This window comes from Mucilaginibacter lappiensis, assembly GCF_900155965.1.
Taxonomy (GTDB): Bacteria; Bacteroidota; Bacteroidia; order Sphingobacteriales; family Sphingobacteriaceae; genus Mucilaginibacter; species Mucilaginibacter lappiensis.
The window spans coordinates 309,858-333,391 of sequence record NZ_FTMG01000005.1; the positions used below are offsets into that span (position 1 = coordinate 309,858).

At 42.0% G+C, this 23,534-nt stretch carries 23 protein-coding genes; 13 read left to right on the forward strand and 10 right to left on the reverse strand.

Annotated elements, in window-relative coordinates; all coding sequences use genetic code 11:
* The first annotated feature begins 56 nt into the window (after positions 1-56).
* From BW976_RS12725 to nhaA, 3 genes are all read left to right on the forward strand, one after another.
* Positions 57-764, forward strand: a complete 708-nt coding sequence (locus tag BW976_RS12725; protein WP_076373660.1) for a DsbA family oxidoreductase — start codon at positions 57-59, stop codon at positions 762-764.
* Between the two features lie 133 nt (positions 765-897).
* Positions 898-2,049: an MFS transporter gene (locus BW976_RS12730; protein ID WP_076373661.1), complete on the forward strand. Its 1,152-nt coding sequence runs from the start codon at positions 898-900 to the stop codon at positions 2,047-2,049.
* A gap of 89 nt (positions 2,050-2,138) precedes the next feature.
* Positions 2,139-3,437, forward strand: a complete 1,299-nt coding sequence (nhaA, locus tag BW976_RS12735) for a Na+/H+ antiporter NhaA (RefSeq protein ID WP_076373662.1) — start codon at positions 2,139-2,141, stop codon at positions 3,435-3,437.
* 64 nt (positions 3,438-3,501) lie between these two features.
* On the opposite strand, the gene BW976_RS12740 is transcribed toward nhaA, so the two are convergent.
* Positions 3,502-4,650, reverse strand: a complete 1,149-nt coding sequence (locus tag BW976_RS12740) for a glycoside hydrolase family 26 protein (protein ID WP_076373663.1) — start codon at positions 4,648-4,650, stop codon at positions 3,502-3,504.
* Positions 4,651-5,087: 437 nt separating this feature from the next.
* Here BW976_RS12740 and BW976_RS12745 point away from each other — a divergent pair, with 437 nt between their 5' ends.
* The 4 genes from BW976_RS12745 to BW976_RS12760 are packed head-to-tail and all read left to right on the forward strand — an operon-like array spanning position 5,088 to position 8,008.
* Positions 5,088-5,891 carry an MlaE family ABC transporter permease gene (locus tag BW976_RS12745; protein WP_076373664.1) on the forward strand — a complete coding sequence of 268 codons (804 nt, stop codon included), beginning with the start codon at positions 5,088-5,090 and terminating at the stop codon, positions 5,889-5,891.
* A gap of 1 nt (position 5,892) precedes the next feature.
* Positions 5,893-6,666: an ABC transporter ATP-binding protein gene (locus BW976_RS12750; protein WP_076373665.1), complete on the forward strand. Its 774-nt coding sequence runs from the start codon at positions 5,893-5,895 to the stop codon at positions 6,664-6,666.
* Positions 6,667-6,689: 23 nt separating this feature from the next.
* Positions 6,690-7,676: an MlaD family protein gene (locus BW976_RS12755; RefSeq protein WP_076373666.1), complete on the forward strand. Its 987-nt coding sequence runs from the start codon at positions 6,690-6,692 to the stop codon at positions 7,674-7,676.
* A 14-nt stretch (positions 7,677-7,690) separates the two neighbouring features.
* Positions 7,691-8,008, forward strand: coding sequence for a DUF3784 domain-containing protein (locus BW976_RS12760; protein ID WP_076373667.1), 318 nt, complete (start codon positions 7,691-7,693; stop codon positions 8,006-8,008).
* Between the two features lie 40 nt (positions 8,009-8,048).
* Here the strand turns inward: BW976_RS12760 and BW976_RS12765 are convergent, their stop codons facing one another.
* From BW976_RS12765 to BW976_RS12775, 3 genes are all read right to left on the reverse strand, one after another.
* The gene (locus tag BW976_RS12765; protein ID WP_076373668.1) at positions 8,049-9,218 is read right to left on the reverse strand and encodes an acyltransferase family protein; all 1,170 of its coding nucleotides are present in this window, start codon (positions 9,216-9,218) and stop codon (positions 8,049-8,051) included.
* 81 nt (positions 9,219-9,299) lie between these two features.
* Positions 9,300-10,034, reverse strand: a complete 735-nt coding sequence (locus BW976_RS12770) for a hypothetical protein (RefSeq protein ID WP_076373669.1) — start codon at positions 10,032-10,034, stop codon at positions 9,300-9,302.
* A gap of 147 nt (positions 10,035-10,181) precedes the next feature.
* Positions 10,182-12,059 (reverse strand): SPFH domain-containing protein, encoded by a 1,878-nt coding sequence (locus BW976_RS12775; RefSeq protein ID WP_076373670.1) that lies wholly within the window; start codon positions 12,057-12,059, stop codon positions 10,182-10,184.
* A 328-nt stretch (positions 12,060-12,387) separates the two neighbouring features.
* Here BW976_RS12775 and BW976_RS29375 point away from each other — a divergent pair, with 328 nt between their 5' ends.
* From BW976_RS29375 to BW976_RS12795, 5 genes are all read left to right on the forward strand, one after another.
* A complete protein-coding gene (locus BW976_RS29375) occupies positions 12,388-12,537 on the forward strand; it encodes a hypothetical protein (protein ID WP_175614100.1) in 150 nt (49 codons plus the stop codon).
* A 49-nt stretch (positions 12,538-12,586) separates the two neighbouring features.
* Positions 12,587-12,994 (forward strand): hypothetical protein, encoded by a 408-nt coding sequence (locus tag BW976_RS12780; RefSeq protein ID WP_076373671.1) that lies wholly within the window; start codon positions 12,587-12,589, stop codon positions 12,992-12,994.
* Between the two features lie 182 nt (positions 12,995-13,176).
* Entirely contained in the window at positions 13,177-13,722 is a 546-nt protein-coding gene (locus BW976_RS12785) for an RNA polymerase sigma factor (protein ID WP_076373672.1), read from the forward strand.
* Positions 13,703-13,969, forward strand: coding sequence for a hypothetical protein (locus BW976_RS12790; protein WP_139332288.1), 267 nt, complete (start codon positions 13,703-13,705; stop codon positions 13,967-13,969). Before BW976_RS12785 ends, BW976_RS12790 begins: the two co-directional genes overlap by 20 nt.
* A gap of 109 nt (positions 13,970-14,078) precedes the next feature.
* The gene (locus BW976_RS12795) at positions 14,079-14,759 is read left to right on the forward strand and encodes an ATP-dependent Clp protease proteolytic subunit (protein ID WP_076373674.1); all 681 of its coding nucleotides are present in this window, start codon (positions 14,079-14,081) and stop codon (positions 14,757-14,759) included.
* A 161-nt stretch (positions 14,760-14,920) separates the two neighbouring features.
* On the opposite strand, the gene BW976_RS12800 is transcribed toward BW976_RS12795, so the two are convergent.
* From BW976_RS12800 to BW976_RS12825, 6 genes are all read right to left on the reverse strand, one after another.
* Positions 14,921-16,147, reverse strand: a complete 1,227-nt coding sequence (locus BW976_RS12800) for a multidrug effflux MFS transporter (RefSeq protein WP_076373675.1) — start codon at positions 16,145-16,147, stop codon at positions 14,921-14,923.
* A gap of 253 nt (positions 16,148-16,400) precedes the next feature.
* On the reverse strand, positions 16,401-17,624 hold the full coding sequence (locus BW976_RS12805) for a BamA/TamA family outer membrane protein (protein WP_076373676.1): 1,224 nt from the start codon (positions 17,622-17,624) through the stop codon (positions 16,401-16,403).
* Positions 17,625-17,848: 224 nt separating this feature from the next.
* The gene (locus BW976_RS12810; protein WP_076373677.1) at positions 17,849-18,169 is read right to left on the reverse strand and encodes a YMGG-like glycine zipper-containing protein; all 321 of its coding nucleotides are present in this window, start codon (positions 18,167-18,169) and stop codon (positions 17,849-17,851) included.
* Positions 18,170-18,273: 104 nt separating this feature from the next.
* The gene (locus tag BW976_RS12815) at positions 18,274-19,083 is read right to left on the reverse strand and encodes an alpha/beta fold hydrolase (RefSeq protein WP_076373678.1); all 810 of its coding nucleotides are present in this window, start codon (positions 19,081-19,083) and stop codon (positions 18,274-18,276) included.
* 14 nt (positions 19,084-19,097) lie between these two features.
* A complete protein-coding gene (locus BW976_RS12820; RefSeq protein ID WP_076373679.1) occupies positions 19,098-20,414 on the reverse strand; it encodes a gluconate:H+ symporter in 1,317 nt (438 codons plus the stop codon).
* 138 nt (positions 20,415-20,552) lie between these two features.
* Entirely contained in the window at positions 20,553-22,019 is a 1,467-nt protein-coding gene (locus BW976_RS12825) for a sensor histidine kinase (protein WP_076373680.1), read from the reverse strand.
* Positions 22,020-22,209: 190 nt separating this feature from the next.
* On the opposite strand from BW976_RS12825, the gene BW976_RS12830 reads away from it, so the two are divergent.
* Positions 22,210-22,566, forward strand: coding sequence for a response regulator transcription factor (locus BW976_RS12830; protein WP_076373681.1), 357 nt, complete (start codon positions 22,210-22,212; stop codon positions 22,564-22,566).
* Positions 22,567-23,534: the final 968 nt, after the last annotated feature.

Below are 23,534 nucleotides of genomic sequence, written 5' to 3' on the forward strand. Positions count from 1 at the left end.
ACTACAGAGTGGCTGAGCTATATTAACTTTACAGATTCTAACTAAGAAAGAAAAACATGAAAATAGAGATATGGTCTGATGTGATGTGCCCGTTTTGTTACATCGGCAAACGCAGGTTTGAGGATGCACTGCAACAATCAGGACACCAGGAGCAAATAGAAATTGAATGGAAAAGCTTTCAGCTTAACCCGGATATGAAAACCGACCTGTCTACCAATATTAACCAGTACCTGGCCGATGCAAAAGGCTGGACACTGGATCATGCGGCTCAATTAAATGATCATGTAACCCAAATGGCAGCAGAAGTAGGTTTAACCTACAATTTCGATCGTGCTGTAGTAGCCAATAGTTTTAACGCGCACCGTTTTACGCATCTTGCTAAAAAACACGATTTAGGTGACGCCGCTGAAGAAACCCTCTTTAAAGCCTATTTTACCGAAGGACAGAACATTGACGATAACGATACCCTGATTAAACTGGGAGTAGCTATTGGCTTAAATGCCGCCGAAATAAAACAAGTATTAGAAAGCGATACCTATACCGATGAGGTAAAATACGATATTGCACAAGCGCAGCAATTAGGTATCCGCGGCGTTCCTTTTTTTGTGATGAATAATAAATACGGCGTATCTGGCGCGCAAGCGGTACCCGTATTTCTGGAAACTATTGAAAAATCATTTACCGAATGGAATCAGGGAAACCGGAAACCTTCATTAACCATTATTGAAGGCGAATCCTGCTCGCCTGATGGTGACTGCGGATAATTTTTACACCACGCGTAAATCTTTATATATAAGGTAAATCAAAAAACGATTTAGCCTGTTCATGTTGTAACATATTTATTATACCTTTGTGTATATGAATCATAGTGTACTTAATACACTTACATAAATATAAATGATCGACGCGCCCACTGTACCTCTTCCTGTATCAAAAAAAGCCCTCCGCATTGCTGTTGGAGCCATGTTTTTTATGGCCGGACTCAGCTTTTCTAGCTGGGCATCGCGCATCGCTACGGTACAACAAGACATGGGGTTATCTGATGCGGCACTAGGCGCGGTACTATTCTCTCTCCCGGTGGGCTTAATGTGCTCCCTTCCATTTTCAGGCTGGATCATCACTAAAATAGGAAGCCGTAAATTGCTTATCAGCGCTTTGTTGGTGTATTCCGTAGCACTGGTAACCCTGGGACTCGCACAAAACCCTTTCCAGCTGATCATTTGTCTCATATGTTTCGGATTCAGCAGTAACGCGGTTAATATTTCTGTGAACACCCAGGCTGTAGTCACCGAAGAATTATATCAACGGCCTATCCTGGCTTCATTTCATGGTTTATGGAGTTCGGCAGGATTTGTAGGCGCAGGGGTCGGTACTTTCATGATCGCTAATCACGTGGCTCCTTATCAGCATTTTTTACTGATGATGGTAGTGATCATGATTGGTGTAATTATAGCTGCACGCTACCTGAAAGATGATAAAGTGGCCAATGCTGGCCCTGTTTTCGTAATGCCCGATAGTTCGCTGATCAAGCTGGGAGTTATTGCCTTTTGCTCTATGATCTGCGAAGGCGCCATGTTTGATTGGAGTGTTATTTACTTTAAAAAAGTAGTACTTGCCCCAACAGCCCTTGTAGGCGCCGGTTTTACCGCCTTCATGGCGACCATGGCCGCGGGGCGGTTTTTTGCCGATAAATTCGCTCATCGCTATGGCTTAAAACGTACGTTGCAGGTAAGCGGTACATTAACTGCTACCGGCTTGCTTATCGCTGTGGCATTCCCCTATATATACTCGGCCATGGCGGGTTTTTTACTGGTAGGTGTAGGTGTATCATCCGTAGTACCAATGGTTTTCAGTGCAGCCGGTAAGTCAAAAACCATGCAACCAGGTGTTGCTTTGGCGGCGGTATCAACCATAGGCTTTCTGGGATTTTTGGTAGGGCCCCCCATCATTGGTTTTATAGCAGGTTTAGCCACCTTAAGAGCTTCCTTTATTCTGATAGCTTGCATGGGCGTATCTGTGGTAGTGGTATCTACCAAAGCCAAAATCTGATGGTGACGGGTATAGCGAATGGTGAGTAGTGAATGAAAACCATGAACTATAAACCATGAACCATAAACTAATTCCTTAATTTAGGGGCGATGCGGCAAAAAACTCCTATTGAAAAAATTACGGCACCAGTACACAAGTTCATCCACCAGGAACATACCAGTGGTATTGTGCTTTTTATCAGCGTGGTAGTGGCCATTATATGGGTTAATTCGCCCCTGGAGCACTTTTATCATGCTTTGTGGGACCTCAAATTTTCGTTAGGTTTTGGTGCCCACATCCTTGATCATTCCCTGCACTTGTGGATAAACGACGGATTGATGGCCATATTCTTTTTTGTAATAGGCCTGGAATTGAAGCGGGAGTTTATGGCCGGCGAACTTTCTTCCCTCAAAAAGGCATCCTTACCCATGGTAGCTGCTTTAGGCGGTATGCTGGTGCCTGCCCTTATTTACTTTTTCATTAACAAGGGCACCCTATCTGAGCACGGTTGGGGAATACCGATGGCTACAGACATCGCTTTTGCGCTAGCTTTGCTTTCTATTGCCGGTAAACGTATACCATCATCTGTAAAAGTATTTTTATCGGCACTGGCCGTTGCCGATGATCTTGGAGCAGTGCTGGTGATCGCTATATTTTACAGTTCGCATATAGCGTTACTGCCTTTAACCATTGGAGTTTGGCTGCTGGTTATCCTGCTTATCGGTAACAAGATGGGGGTACGACACACTGCTTTTTATCTGGTGATCGGTTTTGGGGTTTGGGTAGCCTTTTTACTTTCGGGCATACATGCAACCATTGCCGGTGTATTGGTAGCTTTTACTATCCCGGCCCGGACCCGAATCAACGAAAAAAGCTATGCTGATAACCTTCGCAAGCTTTTGCTCAATTTTGAACAGGCCATGCCCAATAACAGCACCTTAACCACCCCCGAGCAACACGATACCATCGAAAAAATAAAGAAATTGAGTATGGATGCCGAAACACCACTGCAAAAGGTTGAATTTATGCTGCATCCCTGGGTTGCTTTTATAGTAATGCCGCTTTTTGCTTTAGCTAATGCGGGTATCGTGATTGGTGCCAACTTTTTTTCGTCGCTGGCCAACCCGGTGAGCCTGGGGGTAACCGTTGGCTTACTGGCCGGTAAGTTTATTGGCGTGCTGCTGGCTACCTGGCTCATGGTAAAATTCGGCGCACAGTTGCCGGCAAAATCTACCTGGAAACAAATCATTGGTGTAGCATTATTGGCTGGCGTGGGCTTTACCATGTCGCTGTTTATATCAGGGCTCGCCTTTAGTCATCCGGAGATGGTTGATCAGGCTAAATATGGCATCCTGTTAGCTTCATTATTGGCTGGTGGGCTTGGGGTATTGGTACTAAGGAAGACCTGATAGTGAGTTTTGTATGAATCAAGGTTATCAGAACTCGACTAATTTGTTCGGCCTTTTTTTTAACTCACCACTTACCAACCGACTCCCCTGCATTCCGCTTGCCGTACACACCCAGCGGGGTAAGCCTATCCTGGAACATCACTTGCGGACTATTATAAAATTTCACAAAATCATCGGCACTTATCTGCCCCAGATAAGGTACAAAATAATGACTTGTAGTACCATTACGCCATGCCAATACGTATGATAATTTATGTTTGGCAAGTGTAGGTAGTAAAATTTTTGTCCACCAATCGGCCTGGGGTATTTGCTCATAACCGGTTTCGGGTAAGCAGGCTACTTTGTGATGTTTCGCAACTACCCCATCTAAAATGCTAAGGCGCTTAGCCAGTTTGGTTTGATACTCGGCAACATTCTGATAACAATAATTATCAAAGCCCACAAAATCCACATAATCATCGCCGGGGTAACGCTCCAGGAATTCTTCTTCTGAGTCAAAATCGGCGGTTGAATATACAATGAGCAGGTTATGGAGTTTCTTCTTTTTACGCAGATAATCAATAGTAAAACGCCAAAGGGTTTTAAATTCATCGGGCGAGCTGGTGTTTTTGCCCCACCAAAACCAATTGCCGGTAAGCTCGTGAAAAGGCCGGAACAATATGGGAATAGCTTCGCCGCCTGAGCCTTTTAAATCGGCCATATAAGCTGCGGCTTTATCCAGCCAGGATACATAAACATCATGATATGCTCCTCCCGGAATCAGCTCTTTAATGGTATGTTGAGTGGTATCCCAGGCCGTTTTGCCATTGGCCGGGTTATCCATATGCCAGCAGAAGGTATTGATGCCTCCGCGTTCATAGGTCTCTTTTACCAATTGCTTTTGTAGTTTAAATGGTACACCATTAATATCATTGATGCTATCATGTTCAATTTTGGCCAGATCCCAACCATATATAGCGGGATAAGAACCTGTAACACTTTTTACGTCTGACGACCCGTTAGGCTCAAACTTCCAGTTAACCCCATAGGCGGTATCATCATGATGACCAAATAAGATACCGGCACCCAACAAGCGCTGCATACTGAAAAAAAGAGCGCTGGTTTCGGCCGTGGCCTTTTTATCACTTGGGCTATATAATTGCGCGCTGGCAAACAAGTTATAAAACAATAAAAATAAAGCGGTAATGGTTACATACCTCAAAACTGGATGCATATTTTAAACGATCAGGCAAGCGACTAAATTAATATTATTAAAACGCATGCCACTAACCTATTTGTTTATAATTTCTATACAGACAGGGCTAATATCATCGTGGCTGATAAATTTTACACTCCATCAACTATATTTTTCTGGGTGCATTATTCAATATAAATTATAACTATTAGGTTTGCAGCCAATTGTGAGTTTAACTTTTTACCCTAATGGTCAGAAACTTAAACTCAATTTAATATGTTACTAAACCCGGTCTCCTTAACTTACGGAAGAAAGATCCGGTAATTTTTGGTTTGGCTTGTAAATTGTATAATGAATTCGACTTTGTCAGGCAAAAACATGAAATTGCCATATAATATACAAGGTTCAAACAATTGCTATAAGTTATTGTAGAGTAACCATAATTAATTTGTACAAATACTACTATATCATATTTAATGGATACAGCAGAAAGCGCAACAACGGTTAAAAAGAATTCGAAGTTTAAGCAAAGCCTCATCAACTTTTTTACCGACCTGTATAAGATCAACCAGTTTATTTTACGTTTTTTCAGAGAGGCATTTGTACCTCCGTTTGAACTGAAAGAAATTGTGCGGCAGTGTTTTGAAGTAGGTGTACGTTCCTTTACACTCATATCCGTAACAGGCTTTATTGTTGGTGTAATATTCACCAAACAATCGCGCCCCTCGCTATCAGAGTTTGGGGCGCAGTCATGGCTGCCATCCCTGGTATCCATTGCCATTATGCGTGCACTGGCACCTTTGGTTACCGCGCTTATAGCATCGGGCAAAGTAGGTTCAAGTATTGGTGCCGAGCTTGGCTCCATGCGGGTAACCGAGCAAATTGATGCTATGGAGGTATCGGGCACCAAACCTTTTAAATTTTTGGTGTGTACGCGTGTAATAGCTACCACCCTTACTATCCCTATCTTATCAACCTATACCGGTTTGATAGCTATACTGGGCGGCTATTTAAACGTAAGCCAGAACGAAGGCACCAGCTGGAGCACATTTATACAGCAGGTATTTGAACCTTTAACTTTTGTTGATTTTGTGGCCTCACTTATAAAATCAATAGTGTTTGGTTTTACTATAGGTATTGTAGGTTGTTACCAGGGCTATAATTCAACCAAAGGCACCGAAGGTGTTGGCAAGGCCGCCAACGGTGCGGTGGTTACCGCCATGTTCCTGGTATTTATAGAAGAAGTTATTATTGTGCAGATAACCAGCTGGTTCCGTTAATATGAAAAAGACAAAAACACAGGCAGATCATAGCAATCCGGTTATCAGCATCAGGGGACTTAAAAAAGCCTTTGAAGATTATGCCGTACTGCGCGGTATCGACCTTGACCTTTACCAGGGCGAAAACCTGGTGGTGCTTGGTCGTTCGGGTACGGGTAAATCTGTACTGATCAAGATCATTTCGGGCCTGCTGAAACCTGATGCGGGCGAAATAACCGTATTGGGCCATAACATGGAGCAGATCAATGAGAAAGAACTACAGGAACTACGTGTGAGGATCGGTTTTTCGTTCCAGAACAGCGCCTTGTATGATAGTATGACGGTTCGCAAAAACCTGGAATTTCCACTGGTGCGCAACCGTAAGGGTATTACCCGGGCTGAGATCGACAACTCGGTTGAAACGGTATTGGATGCCGTTGGCCTGTCGCAAACCATTAACCAGATGCCTTCTGAATTGTCTGGCGGTCAGCGTAAACGTATTGGCATTGCCCGTACACTGATCCTGAACCCAGAGATCATGTTGTATGACGAACCAACAGCCGGGCTTGATCCGATAACCTGTATCGAGATCAATGACCTGATTAACGAGGTGCAACAACGATACAATACCTCATCTATCATCATTACCCACGATTTAACCTGCGCCAAACAAACGGGCGACCGCATTGCCATGCTGCTCGACGGGCAATTTCAACGTACCGGTACTTTTGATGAGGTGTTTGACACGGATGATAGCCGGGTTAAACCATTTTTTGACTATAACTTTATTCACTAAGAACAGATATTATAACCATTATCATGGATGCAACAGAAAATAAAAAAGCAATTATAGTAGGCATATTTTTAGCACTTGGCCTCATCGTATTTATACTAGGGGTATTCACGCTTGGAGGCCAGCAAAAAAGCTTCGTGAAAAATATAAAAATAAGCTCCGTTTTTAGTGACGTGGCTGGGTTAAAAAAAGGAAATAATGTATGGTTCTCCGGAGTGAAGGTGGGTACCATCAGCAATGTTAAATTCATTGGCCCATCACAGGTACAAGTGTTTATGAATATTGATGAAGCTACACAACAATATATACACCGTAATGCTGGTGCCAAGGTAAGCTCCGACGGATTGATAGGCAACAAGATCATTGTGATTGATGGCGGTAGTCCGCAGGCACCCATAGTACAGGATGGCGATGTGTTACAGGCCGAAAAAATGCTATCGACTGATGATATGCTCAAAACCTTACAGGATAATAACCAGAACCTGCTGGCCATTACTACCGATTTTAAAGCCCTGAGCCATAAAATACTGGAAGGCAAAGGCACCGTTGGCGCCTTAATGGCCGATAGTACCATGGCCATGCAACTGCGCGCCTCCATGCGTAATTTGCAGGCTGCCACACAAAGTGCGGCAATCATGGCGGTTCAGCTTAATAATTTCAGCGCTAAAATGAATACCAAAGGCGGCTTTGCCGATAAATTATTGACCGACACCGCCACTTTCAACAAAATCAGCCAGTCGGTGGGTCAACTACAAAAAGCGGCTGCTAATGCCTCCACTCTAACCGATAACCTGACCAAAGCCAGCAATAAACTGAATACTACCGATAATGCTATTGGCGTATTATTAAATGACCCCAAAGGCGCTGCTCAGGTACAAACCACATTAAATTACCTGCAACAAAGTTCCGTTAAACTCAATGACGATTTGGAAGCTGTACAACACAATTTTCTGCTGCGCGGCTTTTTCAAGAAGAAAGCAAAAGCCAAGGCTGATAGTTTAAAGGCACAATAAGTATTGGCATAAGTATGAAAACGGGCTGTATGGTATTGGGAATTATTGAGGCTTGTGCAGCCTTATTGCTTATTTTTTTGGCGTACCTTATTAAATACAAAAAGCAGGTGGAGATCATTGCCGGCTATGATGAACGAACCTGTAAAGATAAAGACGGCTTGGCCAATTGGATAGGCGGAAGTTTACTGGTCACCGGCCTGCTATGCCTTTTATTAGCCATAATAGCTACCCTGATGCCCAACCACACCGACCACATGATGATAGCCTTTGGCGCCGTAATACTCCTTTGGACTATCATTGCCAATATCGGCGGGCGAAAATTTAAAACATGATCTTTTACGCTCTCCCCTTTCAATAGGATTAGATGTGGCTTTAAATAATCGCCTTTACCCCTGGTATCCTAACCAGCAAACTGCCTAAAGCAAATGAACCAATAACAGCCAGCGGCGCTACAAAAAGCAGCTTAATAGCGGGATCAGCATTCCATGGTCTGAACAGCATGGATAGTGATATCAATACCAGCGGATGAAATATATACACCGCAAACGTGGCTCTCGACATATTTTTCATGAATGCCGATTGGCTATTCCATTTTTGCCGGGCAATGCCCAGTAAAGCTACGATGATAAATATTCCGGTAAACTGTTCCCAGCAGGCATACATTAACGATTGCCAGTGCCCGTCGCCATTAAATGTTTCCAGAGGACTGTTGGTTACTATTTTTATGTAATAAATTACCGGAAACAATACTACAATCATGAAGGCAACCATAGCAGCAAAACCCTTACCCATTTTATAACTTACAATTTGGAGCCATTGCCCGCGCGAGGCTACTATACCTAAAGCAAATAAAGCGATATACTGTACAAAGTGCCCCAACTGAAAACCTACTGGTTTCAATACCCAGCCAACCGGGAATACCGACCTCACCAGGTAGCTACCCAAAGCCAGTGTGAGCGCAAATAAAACAATAGTGTATACAGATGGCAATTTACCTAACTGAGATGGCTTGTTCCGTTTAAATAGCAACATGATTCCCACATACAACAAGCTGAAGAGCAGCAAGGCGGCTACAAACCATAACACCCCAAAATCTATCCAGGGATGAAAACCGTGCAGGTAATCTATATAAGAAATATCATGCCCCAGTGCAAAACGATAAACCAGATAGCTCAATACAGGCGACAGGATAAAAGAGTAAAATATAAGGGGGATACCCAACCGTTTTAACCTATCGACAGTAAAACGTGCAGCCCTTTTTTTATGGAAGGACGATTCGGTGAAATAAGCCGAGATAAAAAAGAAAAAGCCCATAAAAAAAGACTGATTAGTGGCCACAAACAAGGTCATGGGTATCAACACGGCAACATGAGTGGTTTTTTCGGTATAATACCAACTCCCAGGGCCTCCATAAGTAATAAAAGTATGGTGCAATACCACCAAAACGGTAAGCATTACTTTCAGATTATCAATATATACAATTTTACCGGTTTGTGTATTACTGCCAGCGGTAATGGGTGATACAACGGATTGAACTTGCATTGGTATAGGTTAAAGCGATGTTTTATAATTTGATATAGCTAAAGGATGCTTTTTTTTCAAATTAGTTACACCACTTTGCAATTATTTGATTAATTGCCCTGCATTGCGTTTATCAGGAGGGAGTGCGAGGTAACTTTTATAACTGGCACTTAAATAGTTGGTGAGGTTAAATTCACCGGCGGTATAAACTTTAACCGATGGGATGTAAAGCAAGATAAAATTATCTAACTCAGGGCCCTTAAGAGGTACATACTTGGCTATATTATCTGCCGTAAATACTTTGGCTATTTCATCGCGGGTTTGTTCATTCTCTAAAAATTCAGCCTGTTTCTTTTTATCCTTTTCGTCTTTGTTCCAGTAATGCAAGCGGAGTATTACGCCGCCTTTGGGATCGCCTTTAGGATTAGCTGCGCTAGGTGCATTACGCTGATAGATCATGGTTTGCCCATGAAATTCCGGATCAACATAACCACTCGCGGGCTTTTTGATCTCTACATTAGTTACCTTAACTTCTTTCAGTTCGGTTTGTTTGGCCGTTACAAACACCTGTCTTTCACGCAGGTCGGTTACCAAAACACTATCTGTGAGGTAAAAAGAACTTTTAAACAGAAGCAAGTCGCCGGGTTTTGCCGGGATACTGAATTTACCGGCTTTATCGGTTGCAGTAACTTTACCATTAGTTGAATTTTCCACCCGTAAACCAGCAACTACAGTATGGGACTTAATCTCATAAACAACACCTTTCTGCACACCCTGCCCATAGGCCAGTGCCGAAACCAAACAAGCGATCAATATGAGCAGGAACTGACGAGGCATATATAAAGTAACCAAAATAACAAAACGCAAATTTACGGATAAACTTTTTAACTTATTTTAACATATCGACAAACCGGTAAAACAAAGAAGAGCGCCGGTCGGCGCTCTTCTCATTGACAGGATACGTGATATTAAACGTATAACTTATTACTCACTTTTTCCCCCTTCATTTTCCTTCTGTAATTTTTTGAGCATTTCGGTGCCTATCAGGGCATCTATCATACCGTTACCACCACCATCTTTACCGCTCACCAATATTTCAGGTACCAATTTAATACCGTTGCTGGCCAGGGCTTCGGCTACACGTACAATGGCGTATTGTTCGGTACCCATGGCTTCGGTTTTTTGTTTGGTAACCTCTGCTTCGGCCAAACCGATAGCTTTGATCTTGGTACTTTCGGCAATACCATTCACCTCGGTAGCGTTAGCATCGGCTTTGGCGTTCACTGTTTTGGCTTCGGCATCAGCTTTAGCTATGGTAATCCTTACTTCGGCATCTGCTTTAGCGTTAATGGTTTTAGCTTCTGCCTCACCATGTGACGCTGCAACTTTCGAAGCGGCCATCTGGGTATTGATCTCTACCTGGCGGGTTGATTTTACCACCTCTGGCTGCATATCGGCACCGGCACGGGCACTTTCAAACTCCTTACGCTCAATTTGGGCGTGGCGTTGTATCTCGTAAGTCACCTTTTCCTGTTCGGCTATTTTACGATCGGTAAGGGTTTTCATTAAAGCTGCAGGAGGAACAATATCACCTATCAGGGTATCAACACCAACCACGTTATAGGTTGCCAGCACCGTGCTGATATGATCCTTAGCGTCGTTCTGTCTTTCTATACGGTTGGCCAAAAATCCTATCACATCACTCTTTTGTGCCGAGTTACGGAAATAGTTGGCGATGGTAGGTTCCAATACCTGCGATACCAGGTTTTTCATCTTACCAAAACGGGCTATTACTTTTGGCGCTTCGTTACGTGGCACATGGATGATCTGTGACACATCCAGGTTGAATGTAAAACCATCTGATGACCTTACGGTAATGGTACACAGGTTTTTATCAAGCTCATGCGCCTCGGTACGACTATCGGCCCAGTTCAACACAATGTTGGTTGTTGGTACAATTTCAACCGCGTGGGTATAGATGTTGATGGGGTGTTTACCCGGATCAAGCGGTTCTTCCCAAACACCTTTTTGACCACGGTGAACTATGTTACCATGTTTAAAGGCATCGCCGCTGGTATCTTTACCTTCCGGGCCCACAAAGGAGTTCACCACACCTACATAACCGATAGGTATATAGGTCATATCTACCTGCTCCACAATTACAAACCATGGGTTCAGGTAATAAGTACCGGCCAATATCACATCCTCCTGCAAACCTTTACGACCACCGGCGTTAATGAACGCGATAGGGTCCTGATAGTTTTTATGTCCCGATACAGATTCACCGGCAATCTCGCCTTTATCCAGCGGCTCACCATCAAGCGTGGTTACAATACCTACTTTGTTTTCGTGGATCTGGGTAATAGGCACCATCTCAATCTCAAACAAAAAGGTATTGATACGATAACTACCCGGCGTAAGGAAAGCAGCCTGCGGACCTTTCTGACCATTGTTGTCCAAAAAGGCAATAGCATCCTGAAACTTATCACAGTCAACCGGCTTACCCAGCACACGACCGGTGTCAAACGATGCACCGTCCCTGGCCTTTACCAGCCCAAGTTTGTTTTGTTCAATAACGGTAAACGCCTCCATGGTAATACCATACTGCCATGGCCACAAGCCCCAGTACAAACCCGGCGCAAGCGCTTTGGCCTGCATACCAGCCTCGCCATGAATAGCAATGATACGGCCATCGGGCAAACGTGCTTTGCTCGACAAGGTAAACTTTTTGACCACCAGGCCAATACGATTATCCGGCACGATCACCATACCGAAAAACACGCGCAAAACAAATTTGTACATCAACAAAATCAGGATGACAGGCACAGCCCACCAAAGCATAACAATTAGATTGTTGTTCATTTTTTAAAGATTTAATTTTTTGATTTTTTAACGGAACCCTTAAGGTGCGGGCCCTCACAATAACTTATAGCTTAAACTGGATTGGAGTACCTTGGCTATATAGTGTCATTAAGACAGTTGCAATTACAGGATGTTACAACTTTTTCAAAAAATATTTTTGACAGCTGATTTTTTTGATTGGTTTGAATCATGATTGGTTTAAATTAAGGGTTATAGGATTTTTACCTAAGATGTTATTTTCCAGTAACAATTCATAATAAATAATTGTAAACAATTCAGTTAACCGGGAGTTAAAACAATAAGTATATCTTACTTAACCTCTTTGATCATGAATACTTCAGCATCAAAAAAAACCGGTAAAAAAACTACAGTGCCCAAACCAACAAAGGAATTACAAACAGATCCACCCATCAGCGAAAGGGACGAAGTAAAAAAAGCTGAGGAACGGACAAACAAGCACCAGAAACATAAACCTTGATTTTATACTTTAACAGCAATTGCATAGCTTAGATAAAATTAATGCTATCATGAAATTTCACGGCTTTATATTATTTGCACTGGTGTTAGGTGTTATGGCATCGTGCAAACCCGCAGTTACCACCCAGGCCCTTACCGGCAAATGGAAATATATTAAAATAGAGCATCCCAATGCCAGTCCACCGGATACGATGAAAAAGGCTGAGCTGGATGAGGTTGTACCCTACATACAGTTTACGCCCGAGATGAAATATCTGATTGTTTGGGGTGGCAAATTCCTGTCGCATGGCAGCTTTACCCTTAACGGCAGCAATATGAATGTAAAAGAGGTGCTGCCCGATGGTAAGACCCGCGATTTTGTTTTCTACGTATCCGAACTGACCGATGGTAAGATCGTCTTTGAAAGCACCGGACCCGAAGGATCAAAGGTTACGGCTTTGCGGGCAAGTAAGTTTTAACCCTTCCTTTGTCATGCTGAACGCAGTGAAGCATCTATTATGCAACGAGCATATTGAAGAAGATCCTTCGCTATACTCAGGATGACAAGGTAAGTGAATCCAAAAATCCCTTGCTCCAAAAATCTTTCATCTAAAAGGTGATATATCTGTTATAATTTACACATCGTAATAAACAGCGAACAATGGATGCAGTTAATTTAGAAGAGCAGGCTGCAGAACGGCAGCAGCTTTTCATCACATTATATCAAAAAGTTTTCCCGGCAGTGGCCCGCTATATAAGCAAATGCGGCGGATCATTTGACGAAGCCAAAGATGTTTTTCAGGACGCCTTACTGAGCTATTACGAAAAAAGCAGATCGGCCAAGGCTGATATCAACAGCAGCGAAGGGGCTTACATTTATGGCACCGCCCGGTATCTGTGGATCAAGCGGTATAAGGAAGGCCAGCAAACTACGCAACTGGACGACAGCGCCGCCGCGGATCTGACCATGGAAACCACTATCCCCCTCTCCGAAGATAAATTATTGCATTTTTTAGAAACTGCCGGCAAACGTTGTATGGAGCTGCTCCGCTCCTTTTATTACGATCAGTTACCAATGAACAAAGTAGCGCAACTATTCGGCTTTTCGGGGGTGCGCTCCGCAACCGTGCAAAAATATAAGTGTATTGAAAAAGTAAGGGAATCTGTTAAACAAAAAGCATTGACCTATGAGGACTTCCTTGAATAAGATAGCACAAACCGAAACCTATCTACTAAAAAGGTCGAACCCTGCGAGCTCACTGTTGTTCGAGGCCAAAATGCTGCTCGATCAGGATCTGCAGACGCATGTATCTGCACAACAACAGGTTTATACCCTGGTACAGCAATATGGCCGTAAACAGGTAAAGGCCGAGATAGAAGCCGTTCATCAGCAGTTATTTAATCAACCCGAACATCTAAGTTTCAGACAAAAAATAGCCCGTATATTTAGATAAGAGTCAGGAATCAAGAGCCAAGAATCAAGACAATTACAAAGTTTAAAATGATGTTTTGATTCCTCACTCTCGACTCTCGCTCCCTCGATCACTAAAAACACAAAAATTTATGAATATTGATAAACAGGAATTCCGCAAATATGCGGTCATGCACCACGCTATTGCCGGTACCCGGGTAGATAGTTTCATTTCGAAGGTCGAAAAAAGCGCCCTTCCCACCGCCATGACCCCCTACATCACCGAAGAACGCGAAATGCGTGTAGCCCAGATGGATGTTTTTTCACGCCTGATGATGGACAGGATCATTTTTCTTGGCGAGGCCGTTGACGATCATGTAGCCAACATCATCCAGGCCCAGCTGCTCTTCCTACAGTCAACCGATGCCAAAAAGGACATACAAATGTATATCAACTCCCCAGGCGGTTCGGTTTATGCCGGTTTAGGCATTTATGATACCATGCATTTTATAGGACCCGATGTAGCTACTATTTGTACAGGCATGGCCCTGTCAATGGGATCTGTGCTGTTATGTGCAGGCGCTGCCGGTAAGCGTGCCGCGCTCAAACACTCCCGCATCATGCTGCACCAGCCATCGGGTGGCGCGCAGGGTATGGCATCGGATATTGAAATAGCATCCGTCCAGATCAAAAAAATGAAACAGGAACTGTATGAGATCATCGCCCAGCACAGCGGTCAGCCTTACCAAAAAGTTTATGATGTATCCGATCGGGACTACTGGATGATAGCCAGCGAAGCCAAAGAATTCGGCATTATAGATGAGGTCTTGTAAGACTTGGGGACTTTGGAGTAGTGGACTTTAGAAAAAGACTTTGAGATGAAAGATAAAGAAGAAAAACCGATTAACTAACGGATTATTCCTTATCCTTTATCCAAAAATTCAATAGTCCCCAAGTCCCTGATCTATAATCCTAAAATCCTTTATCCAAAAAATCAATGAGCTATTATCCCCGAGTCGGCCGATGCTTCAACTTTATGCTTAATAAACCGTTTGCCTATCAATAAAGTTAGCAGCGCCACAACAGCTGATACCGCCATAACCGCTGCCATAGGTAGCGGACTTTGGCTTTTAATTAAGGCAATACCAAACGACGCCAACGCGCCGATAGCCATTTGAAACGCCCCCAAAAGCGCCGATGCTGAACCTGCATTTTTGGTAAAAGGAGCCAGCGATAAAGCTGCCGTGTTGGGATAACTGATACCTACACCACACAACACACCAAATATCATAGTAATGGTGCCACCAATACCAAACCAACCGTTAAGCGACCCTATTAAAAAAATAACAGAGGTGAACACCAACCAGATCAACGAAGCGTATACCAGTTGCTCACTTTTGTATTTTTTCATCAGAACGCTGTTTAACTGGCTCGAGCCGATGAACCCAACAGAAAGACCGGCGAATATCCAGCCGAAGCTTTTCTGACTCACTTTAAAAACATCAATAAATACAATGGACGAAGACGATACATAAGCAAACAAACCTGCGAACGCGAACGCGCCGCAAAGCGAATAAGTTAAAAACTGCTTATTTTTTAGTACATGTAAAAAGTTACCGATAATAGGTCGTGGTTTTAAAGAGTACGATGGATCGGGCTGGTAACTTTCGGGCAGGAAAAATATAACAGCCAGCAATATCAGTACGGCAATAATGGTTAATATCAAAAATATCACCTGCCATTCAAACGCTGCTGTAATATAACTACCAATGGTTGGTGCCAGCATAGGCGAAGCGCCCAATACCAGTATCAGCAACGAAAATACTTTAGCGTTCTCTTCAACCGGGAAAAGATCGCGCACCATGGCCATAGCCGCAACACTGGCCGCGCAACTGCCTATCGCCTGGAAAAAACGCATCACAATCAGCATCTCCAGCGAGGTAGAAAAGAAACAACCGATAGAGGCTGCAATATAAAGGCCCAACCCAAAATACAAGGGGTTTTTACGGCCATATCTATCTAAAAGGGGGCCATATAACAATTGGCCAACCGAAATACCTATAAAATAGCTTGTCAAGGTTAGCGCCATCTTATCGCTGGTGGTACCTAAATATTTAGCGATGGCTACAAAGCCCGGCAGGTACATATCTATAGAGAACGGGCCCAATGCCGTTAATGAACCCAGAATAAGTATTAGTAATACGTAACGTTTTTTTGTCATGTGATTTTGGTGGATGGTCGGTTTTGACCAGGGTAAACAGAATAATTACAGGATATTACCGGCGAGGTACAGAAGGATTTTTTACTACGAATGGCCGGATAAAAACATACCGCGAAAATAAAATTTAAATTCCAAAACACGTATCGTTATTTTGTCATTTATTCATTTTAGTCCAGGGACCATAGATCATATATGATGGACTCCTACACTTGAACTATCAACTATGGACTATCAACCATGGTCCATGGACTAATTAAAAAGTTTCGCCCAAATTAAGATAGATGGCATTGTAATTTTTACTTGCACCGTAATCCAAACTAATATTAGTTCCTGAGTTTTTATTAAACTTAAACCGAAGCCCCGTACCACCTGCAGGGTGCCAGTAAACAAAAGCGTGGGTGTGCGGCTCCGTAACGGAGTTTATGTTGGCAAACAAAACAAAACCAAGTAATCCATTACGGGTAATATCACGCCGGTATTCAGTTTCAAAATAAGCCAGTCGCTGCCCGCGGTACCTGTTTTGTACAAATCCCCTGCCCGATCGTTGGGAAGGCTCCCAACCCAGGCTGGGCAGATTGAGATACGGGGTGCCCGGTGTAAGTGATGTCCAGAAATAAGACCAAAATGCCAGCACATTTTTAGGACCGTAATCGGTTAAGGATATATACTTACGCAAATCAATATATAAAGAGCTCCAATTGGTATTACTTCCCAGCATTTTGGAGTTTACCCGATAAATTATGTTGGCATAGGCACCCGGCAGCGGGTTAATGGAGTTTTTGCGGGTATCATATAATAAATTGAAAGTTACGCCCGATGAAAAAACATTCTGATCTGAAGAAGTGCCATATTTATAGTTCGTAAAACTATGCAGGTTAACATCACCATCGCTGTCAATATCCTGGTAATAATCCAAATCGTAGCCTAATCCTGCATAAAAATAAGGCTCTATTCTTTTAAGCACCGTTTGATAAAAACGTCCATAATTATAATTCACCAAAAACCGGCGATCTTCTGGCTGCTTGCCTCCAAGGCCCCAGGTATATTGGGGATATACCAGCACGCGCGTATCGCCAACTATATTCCATTGATTGTTATTAAGCCAGATATTTGACCGTATAGGCAGGCCATACCTCCCTTTAAAGTTAAAGTAGGGGGTAAATATAAAGCTTGACAGGTTAGTTGTTTGGGGATCGCCGAGATATACCGCCAAAGAAGTTGATGTAAAAAGTGCCTTACCACCACTCCGGCCATCCGATGAAGATATAGGTAAAATAGAGAAGTAAACCTTCTTTTTCTCGGTAGCAGATATCTTGCGTGGTTTTATTTTAAACAAAGATCTGGCTATATCTATCAAATCTTTTTGAGCCACCGTATCGGCACGAGTTTTAGTTGTATCGGCAATGGTAGCCGTGCTCTGGGCCATTACAACAAAAGGAAACAAACAAAAAAGTAATGCCGAAAGCGCTTTAACCATTATGTATTAAACCTAATATTGAATGTTACTGTTTGTAAAATGCCTGTTATATTAACGCTCAAAACGGGATTTAAATTTTCATTTCGATTACATATCTCAAATTATCCGTACAGCGATTACTGTTTTAATACGAAATTGATGTACCTGAAATAACAATTGCTATTAAGCTAATATAAAAAAGCCCGCGGTTTAAATAAATCGCGGGCTTTTTTTATCAGTAACGTTTAGTGTGTGGTGGTTTTGGTATAATGATGGTGATGTTTGGGGTGTGCTCTACGCCATGCGGCACGGCGTTTTTTCTCGTCGGAACGGCGTTTTTCGTTACCGATAATGTAACCGCCGCCGGCACCTATGGCTCCACCAATTAATGCACCACCTACGTTATGGCCAATAAGTCCGCCTGCAACGGCTCCACCGGCACCACCTATAATGGCGCCTTTACCTTGTGGGCTAATACCCTTCTTTTTAGTTTGCGCCTGCGCGTTAAATGTTAGCGTAAGCAGAAACGCTACAAACAGGCAAACATATATCATTAACTTTTTCATAAAATATGTGCTGATAAGTGTTAAAAAAATTATCTCTGAACATATTCATGCAAATAGCAAGCCGCATATACCAAAAGGCCCTTTAAATAAATAAAAATGACATTTTACTTCAGGAAAGCAAGCACAGCTGCCGAAAACTGTATAGTTCTGGATGCACTATTATGATCGCCGGGAACATAATTGAGCTTTGAACCGGGAATTAGTTTGTTAAGAGCCGTCTCTGAGCCATTATCATGGTCGTCGGTACCGCAAATGATCATCACAGGTATTTTTACTTTGGCTAATTCCTGCGGACTTGTGGAGGGTTGATATTTTTGCTGCAGAGCCAGGGCCGTTACATCAAATGCCGGGTTACTATGAATATAATTGATCATGCCATCTACATCATGAAAAGTAGTATCGCCCATGAGCGCCTTGTAGGCATGTATGCGCCTGGGCCATTCGGGATTGGTATAGGCGTCGCCCATGCCCCCCATCACCAGTTTTTGCACGCGTTTATCCAATACCAATAACCGTGAAGCAATAATGGACCCGCGCGAATAGCCTATCACATTATATTTCTTAAGCCTAAGGCTGTTTGCCAATCCCATAATATCCTTAGCCTCAGCATCATTGGCATAGGCAGCATCGGTGTGGGGCTTGTCTGACCGGCCATTACCCCGCTGATCTAAAATGATAACCTGATAACCGGCATTTAATAGATCGGTATAAAGCTGCCCTTTTTTCCAGCCCTCTCCTGTACCCGAAAAACCGTGCACCAAAATCACCGGGAAACCATTCCCCTTTACCTCATAATATATTTTTGTACCATCAAAAGAAGTATAATAATTACCTACCACTTGCTGTGCATGGCTGTTATAACCAGTCAGTAACCATAGCATCAGGATATTAAGAATGATGATACTTTTTTTCATGACAGCTGAGGCTACTATTTTACAAACTGGTTGATGATCAAAACACCTATTAAACCAATAACTGAAACTAACGATTCCATCATCGACCATGATTTGATAGTATCTTTTATACTCAGGTTAAAGTATTCTTTATAAAGCCAAAAGCCAGAATCGTTCACATGCGAAAAAGCAAGACTGCCAGCACCTATTGATAATACCATTAAATTAGGATTCACATGGTTTTGCACTACTAACGAAGCCACAATACCCGCAGCTGTTAACCCCGCCACCGTAGCCGAACCCAGGCTGATGCGGATGATAGCAGCGATAACCCAGCCCAAAACAAGCGGTGGCAGGTTCAGTTGCTCTAACTGGGCGGCTATCTGACCGCTCACGCCACTTGCGGTCAATACTTCTTTAAAAGCGCCAGAACCCGCAATGATCAATAAGATCAAGGCAATATCTTTAATAGCATCAGTATAATTAATGGCCAGCTGACTCATGCTCCGGCCTTGTTTTACACCCAAAGTAAAAGTGGCCACAATAAGAGCAATCAACATAACGATGGATGGATCGCCCAGGAAAGCTACTAATTTTAACAAACCCGGATCTTTGATGCCCAGGTAAGGAAAAAATGCGGTGAGCATCAGCAGCATCACAGGCAGCAGGGCGGTAAAGAAACTATTGAAAGCGCCGGGCAGTTTTTCTTCGGGCAATTCTTCGGCCCTGAAGGTAGCTAACGGCTCCGACGGTATCTTTTTCAGGAAACGGGCAAATACAGGTCCCGCCAGTATAATGGCAGGGATGGCTATCATCAAACCATAAATAAAAGTGGTGGCCATGTTAGCATGAAACAATACCACCAATGCCGATGGCGATGGATGCGGCGGTAAAAAGCCATGTGTTACAGACAGTGATGCCAGCATAGGTAAGCCTATATATACCGCCGGTAATTTGTATTTGTACACCACCGAAAATATAAGCGGAACCATCAACACAAAACCGATACCATAAAACAACGGGATACCGATAATAAAGCCAGCAATTACCAGGGCCCATTGTATGTATTTTTGACCAACAGCATTAACCAGCACTTCGGCAATCTTTTGGGCAGCACCGCTTACAGCTACTAGCTTGCCCAGCATAGCACCCAGGCAAATGATAATAAGTAGCTGGCCCATGATATCGCCCATGCCTTTTTGTACAGAGGCCGTTACTTTATTGATGGGGATACCCAACATTAAACCGGCAGCAATGGATACCAAAAGAAAAGCTATAAACGGATTAACCTTTGCCCAGCTTACCAATAAAACAAGCAGGATAATACAAATCAGTATAGTTAATAATGCCATGATTTAAACGGTTATATACAGGTAAGCAACATGGTGAAGCCACAGTCGCCTGTCATCTGCCTAAAGTAATAACAATATTTGAGTTTCGGATTCTTATAGACAAAACCGTTACAATTAACGGATCGATGATTACAAAAGCTAGTTCGGATCAGTTTGTAAAGGCAGCAGGAAGTAAAATTCGGCACCTTTACCCTCTTCGCTTTCCACAGCAATTTTACCATGATGCAGCCTGATGATCTCGGCCGATAAATAAAGACCAATACCAAATCCTGATAGTCCCCGTGTGCTCTCATCCTCCACCCGGTAAAAACGCTGGAAAACGCTTTGCTGATCTCTGACTTTTAAACCAATACCCTCATCTTTTACACTTATCCGCAAATTTTCGCTCAATTTTTTTACTGCTAAGGTTATAGCGCTGCCTTTGGGAGAGTACTTTACAGCATTGCTGATAAAATTACCAATCACCTGGGCTATCTTTTCTTTGTCGGCGTTTATCTGTATAGTTTGTCCGCTTTTAAAGGATAAAACATGATCAGGCGCTATAAGCAATTTATCGGCTATTATTTCGTCAAACAACTCATTAATATCAAATGCTTGGGTATTCAACTGTAATTTACCAGATTCAATTTTTGACATATCCAGGAAACCATATATCAACCGGGCCATTTTGTTGATCTGGTTTTCGGATTTTTCAAGGGCATTGATAAAAAACTCATCGCCCGCTTTTTTAGCTTTTGATACCAGTAACTGTGTATAAGCTTTAAGTGAGGTAAGCGGTGTTTTTAATTCATGACTGGCCATGGCTATAAAATCATTTTTCATGATCTCTTCCTGCTTCCGTTTGGTAATATCAATGGTAGTGCCCAGCATACGTAAAGGCTTGTGGTGGTCATCATACAAAACCTTGCCCGTTGTTCGTATCCAACGGATTGATCCATCGGCCCAAACTATCCTGGTTTCACATAAATAAATACTGCTTTTTATGGCTTCTTCAAAGGCCATGTCCACTACACATTTATCATCCGGATGTACTGCGCCGAATAGTTGCTGATAAGTCAGCGTTTCATCGGAATCATAACCAAATATTTCTGAAAGCCTTGACGATGCTATAACATCATTGTTTAACAGATCCATGTCCCAATTGGCTATACCTGTAGCCTCAATGGCCAGGCGCAGGCGCTCTTCCGCCTCTTCCAGAAGCTGTCTTGCCACTACCTGTTTAGTTACTTCGGTGGCCACAACCATCACCCCAACCGTATTATTACTGCTATCTTTAACCGGTTTGTAAACAAAATCAAAATAAAATAAATTGTTATGCCCGTTACGGTTAAGCCTTATGGGAGTTTCATAACCAAAATGAATATGACCACTTTTATAAACATCCTGTACTGACTTTACATAATGCAGCTGCCCGGGAGCACTAAGGACAAAAGCAAGTGGCCGGCCAATAATATCAGCCTGTTTTTCCCATAATTCCAATATATGGGAATTCGCCGACTCAATAACGAGGCTGTTACTTTTTAAAAAGCTGATGGCTACGGGCGCCTGTATAATCAAATCATCAGCGCTTTGCCTTACAGCTATATTTTGATCTTTTTTTTTCAAAACATTAATTAAAACAAAAAATATATGAAGGTTAGCTATTTTTTATAATTCAATGATATAAAAAATAGTTAAGTTTGTGTGTTATTTACCCGATAAAGTTTTTAGCCCTATCCATAGCTTTTTTGCTATCTATATATTAGTTTTACGTACTTGAGCACCTTTCCGGCCTTTTCACTTTTTAATATTTTTTATGTCAAAACGTATTTTAGTATTGGATGATAATCAGGACATATTAGATATTGTACATGAAACCCTCACCTATGAACAGTTTGAGGTAAAAAGTACTTCGAACAGTCATGATGTATTACCTTTAATGGAACAATTTCTCCCGGATCTAGTCATATTAGACTATAGGGTTTCCGGTACTACCGGAGGTGAAATTTGTAAAAGTATTAAGCTTCACAACAAATTCAATAACGTACCGGTTATCATATTCTCGGCCTACCTTAATGGCGATGATCATTTACTCAATTATGGTTGCGACGGTGTTATCAACAAACCTTTTGATCTTTCTGAACTGGTTGAAAAGGTGAATAACTTAATATAAGTTTTTTAAATGTCTTCTCGTGTATACCATATGCCTGTAATTTTATGGCATATAAATACTTTTATTTTCCTCCAAACCTGCTCTACCTACCAGTAATCATTAACAGACAAATAAAAAACATTCCTCAAAATGTCCTTTTATTATCATATCTATTAAAATTTTACTGAAAAAATTACGTTTAATTAATAATCAAACACTTTGATTGAAACATTGACAATTATTATTAAATTTGTTAGTGACAGATGTTAAAGGATATTGATATACAATAAACCCCTAATGGTATATGGTTATTCCAGTAAATTCAATTGAATCTATCGGGTCTAAAGGTAAAAAACTCCCCCTGTGCCCAAAATGTAAGGCTCAACTTGACGACCGCGTACCAAGAGGCTTTTTCGTAAAAACCATACTTTTCTTCCTACCCTTAAAACGTTATATCTGCTACAGATGCCAGCGTAAGACTTATATATTACAATAATTAACTTAATATTATTTTTTATCACTTTAAATTAATGTAAACATACCTATTAGTATGTTTACATTAATTAACACCTTATATTTATAACAGGTATTGTAATTTGCACACTATTTTATTTATAGTGGCCGACCTAAATTCAAGTATCAAGAGAAAAAAAAAGTATCACTGCTCAAAATGCGGTGAGCCTTTCCATTTCCAGTTAAAGAGAAACTGGTTTGTAAAAAGAGTATTATATTTTTTGCCTGTAAGAAGATATTTCTGTGCTAAATGCAAAAAAGCATCCTATGTTTTTATTGATAAATCCCCTTCATAGTTGTGGAAGGTGTTTATTTAAACAGGCATTAAAAACCTTTTGTATGCTGCCTAATACCTTTCACGAAAAAAAATCGCTTTATTATTAAGTATAAACAGCAATATTAAACTGTACTTTAAGTACTTAACTATTACTTTGGTACAAGAATTGCTAAACCTAACATAACTTGCTTTTTTACTA

Excerpts from the sequence above, each read along its gene's own strand:
- BW976_RS12725 (WP_076373660.1), top strand. The coding sequence starts at position 57 with ATGAAAATAGAGATATGGTCTGATGTGATGTGCCCGTTTTGTTACATC.
- BW976_RS12730 (WP_076373661.1), top strand. The coding sequence starts at position 898 with ATGATCGACGCGCCCACTGTACCTCTTCCTGTATCAAAAAAAGCCCTC.
- nhaA (WP_076373662.1), top strand. The coding sequence starts at position 2,139 with ATGCGGCAAAAAACTCCTATTGAAAAAATTACGGCACCAGTACACAAG.
- BW976_RS12740 (WP_076373663.1), bottom strand. The coding sequence starts at position 4,650 with ATGCATCCAGTTTTGAGGTATGTAACCATTACCGCTTTATTTTTATTG.
- BW976_RS12745 (WP_076373664.1), top strand. The coding sequence starts at position 5,088 with ATGGATACAGCAGAAAGCGCAACAACGGTTAAAAAGAATTCGAAGTTT.
- BW976_RS12750 (WP_076373665.1), top strand. The coding sequence starts at position 5,893 with ATGAAAAAGACAAAAACACAGGCAGATCATAGCAATCCGGTTATCAGC.
- BW976_RS12755 (WP_076373666.1), top strand. The coding sequence starts at position 6,690 with ATGGATGCAACAGAAAATAAAAAAGCAATTATAGTAGGCATATTTTTA.
- BW976_RS12760 (WP_076373667.1), top strand. The coding sequence starts at position 7,691 with ATGAAAACGGGCTGTATGGTATTGGGAATTATTGAGGCTTGTGCAGCC.
- BW976_RS12765 (WP_076373668.1), bottom strand. The coding sequence starts at position 9,218 with ATGCAAGTTCAATCCGTTGTATCACCCATTACCGCTGGCAGTAATACA.
- BW976_RS12770 (WP_076373669.1), bottom strand. The coding sequence starts at position 10,034 with ATGCCTCGTCAGTTCCTGCTCATATTGATCGCTTGTTTGGTTTCGGCA.
- BW976_RS12775 (WP_076373670.1), bottom strand. The coding sequence starts at position 12,059 with ATGAACAACAATCTAATTGTTATGCTTTGGTGGGCTGTGCCTGTCATC.
- BW976_RS29375 (WP_175614100.1), top strand. The coding sequence starts at position 12,388 with ATGAATACTTCAGCATCAAAAAAAACCGGTAAAAAAACTACAGTGCCC.
- BW976_RS12780 (WP_076373671.1), top strand. The coding sequence starts at position 12,587 with ATGAAATTTCACGGCTTTATATTATTTGCACTGGTGTTAGGTGTTATG.
- BW976_RS12785 (WP_076373672.1), top strand. The coding sequence starts at position 13,177 with ATGGATGCAGTTAATTTAGAAGAGCAGGCTGCAGAACGGCAGCAGCTT.
- BW976_RS12790 (WP_139332288.1), top strand. The coding sequence starts at position 13,703 with ATGAGGACTTCCTTGAATAAGATAGCACAAACCGAAACCTATCTACTA.
- BW976_RS12795 (WP_076373674.1), top strand. The coding sequence starts at position 14,079 with ATGAATATTGATAAACAGGAATTCCGCAAATATGCGGTCATGCACCAC.
- BW976_RS12800 (WP_076373675.1), bottom strand. The coding sequence starts at position 16,147 with ATGACAAAAAAACGTTACGTATTACTAATACTTATTCTGGGTTCATTA.
- BW976_RS12805 (WP_076373676.1), bottom strand. The coding sequence starts at position 17,624 with ATGGTTAAAGCGCTTTCGGCATTACTTTTTTGTTTGTTTCCTTTTGTT.
- BW976_RS12810 (WP_076373677.1), bottom strand. The coding sequence starts at position 18,169 with ATGAAAAAGTTAATGATATATGTTTGCCTGTTTGTAGCGTTTCTGCTT.
- BW976_RS12815 (WP_076373678.1), bottom strand. The coding sequence starts at position 19,083 with ATGAAAAAAAGTATCATCATTCTTAATATCCTGATGCTATGGTTACTG.
- BW976_RS12820 (WP_076373679.1), bottom strand. The coding sequence starts at position 20,414 with ATGGCATTATTAACTATACTGATTTGTATTATCCTGCTTGTTTTATTG.
- BW976_RS12830 (WP_076373681.1), top strand. The coding sequence starts at position 22,210 with ATGTCAAAACGTATTTTAGTATTGGATGATAATCAGGACATATTAGAT.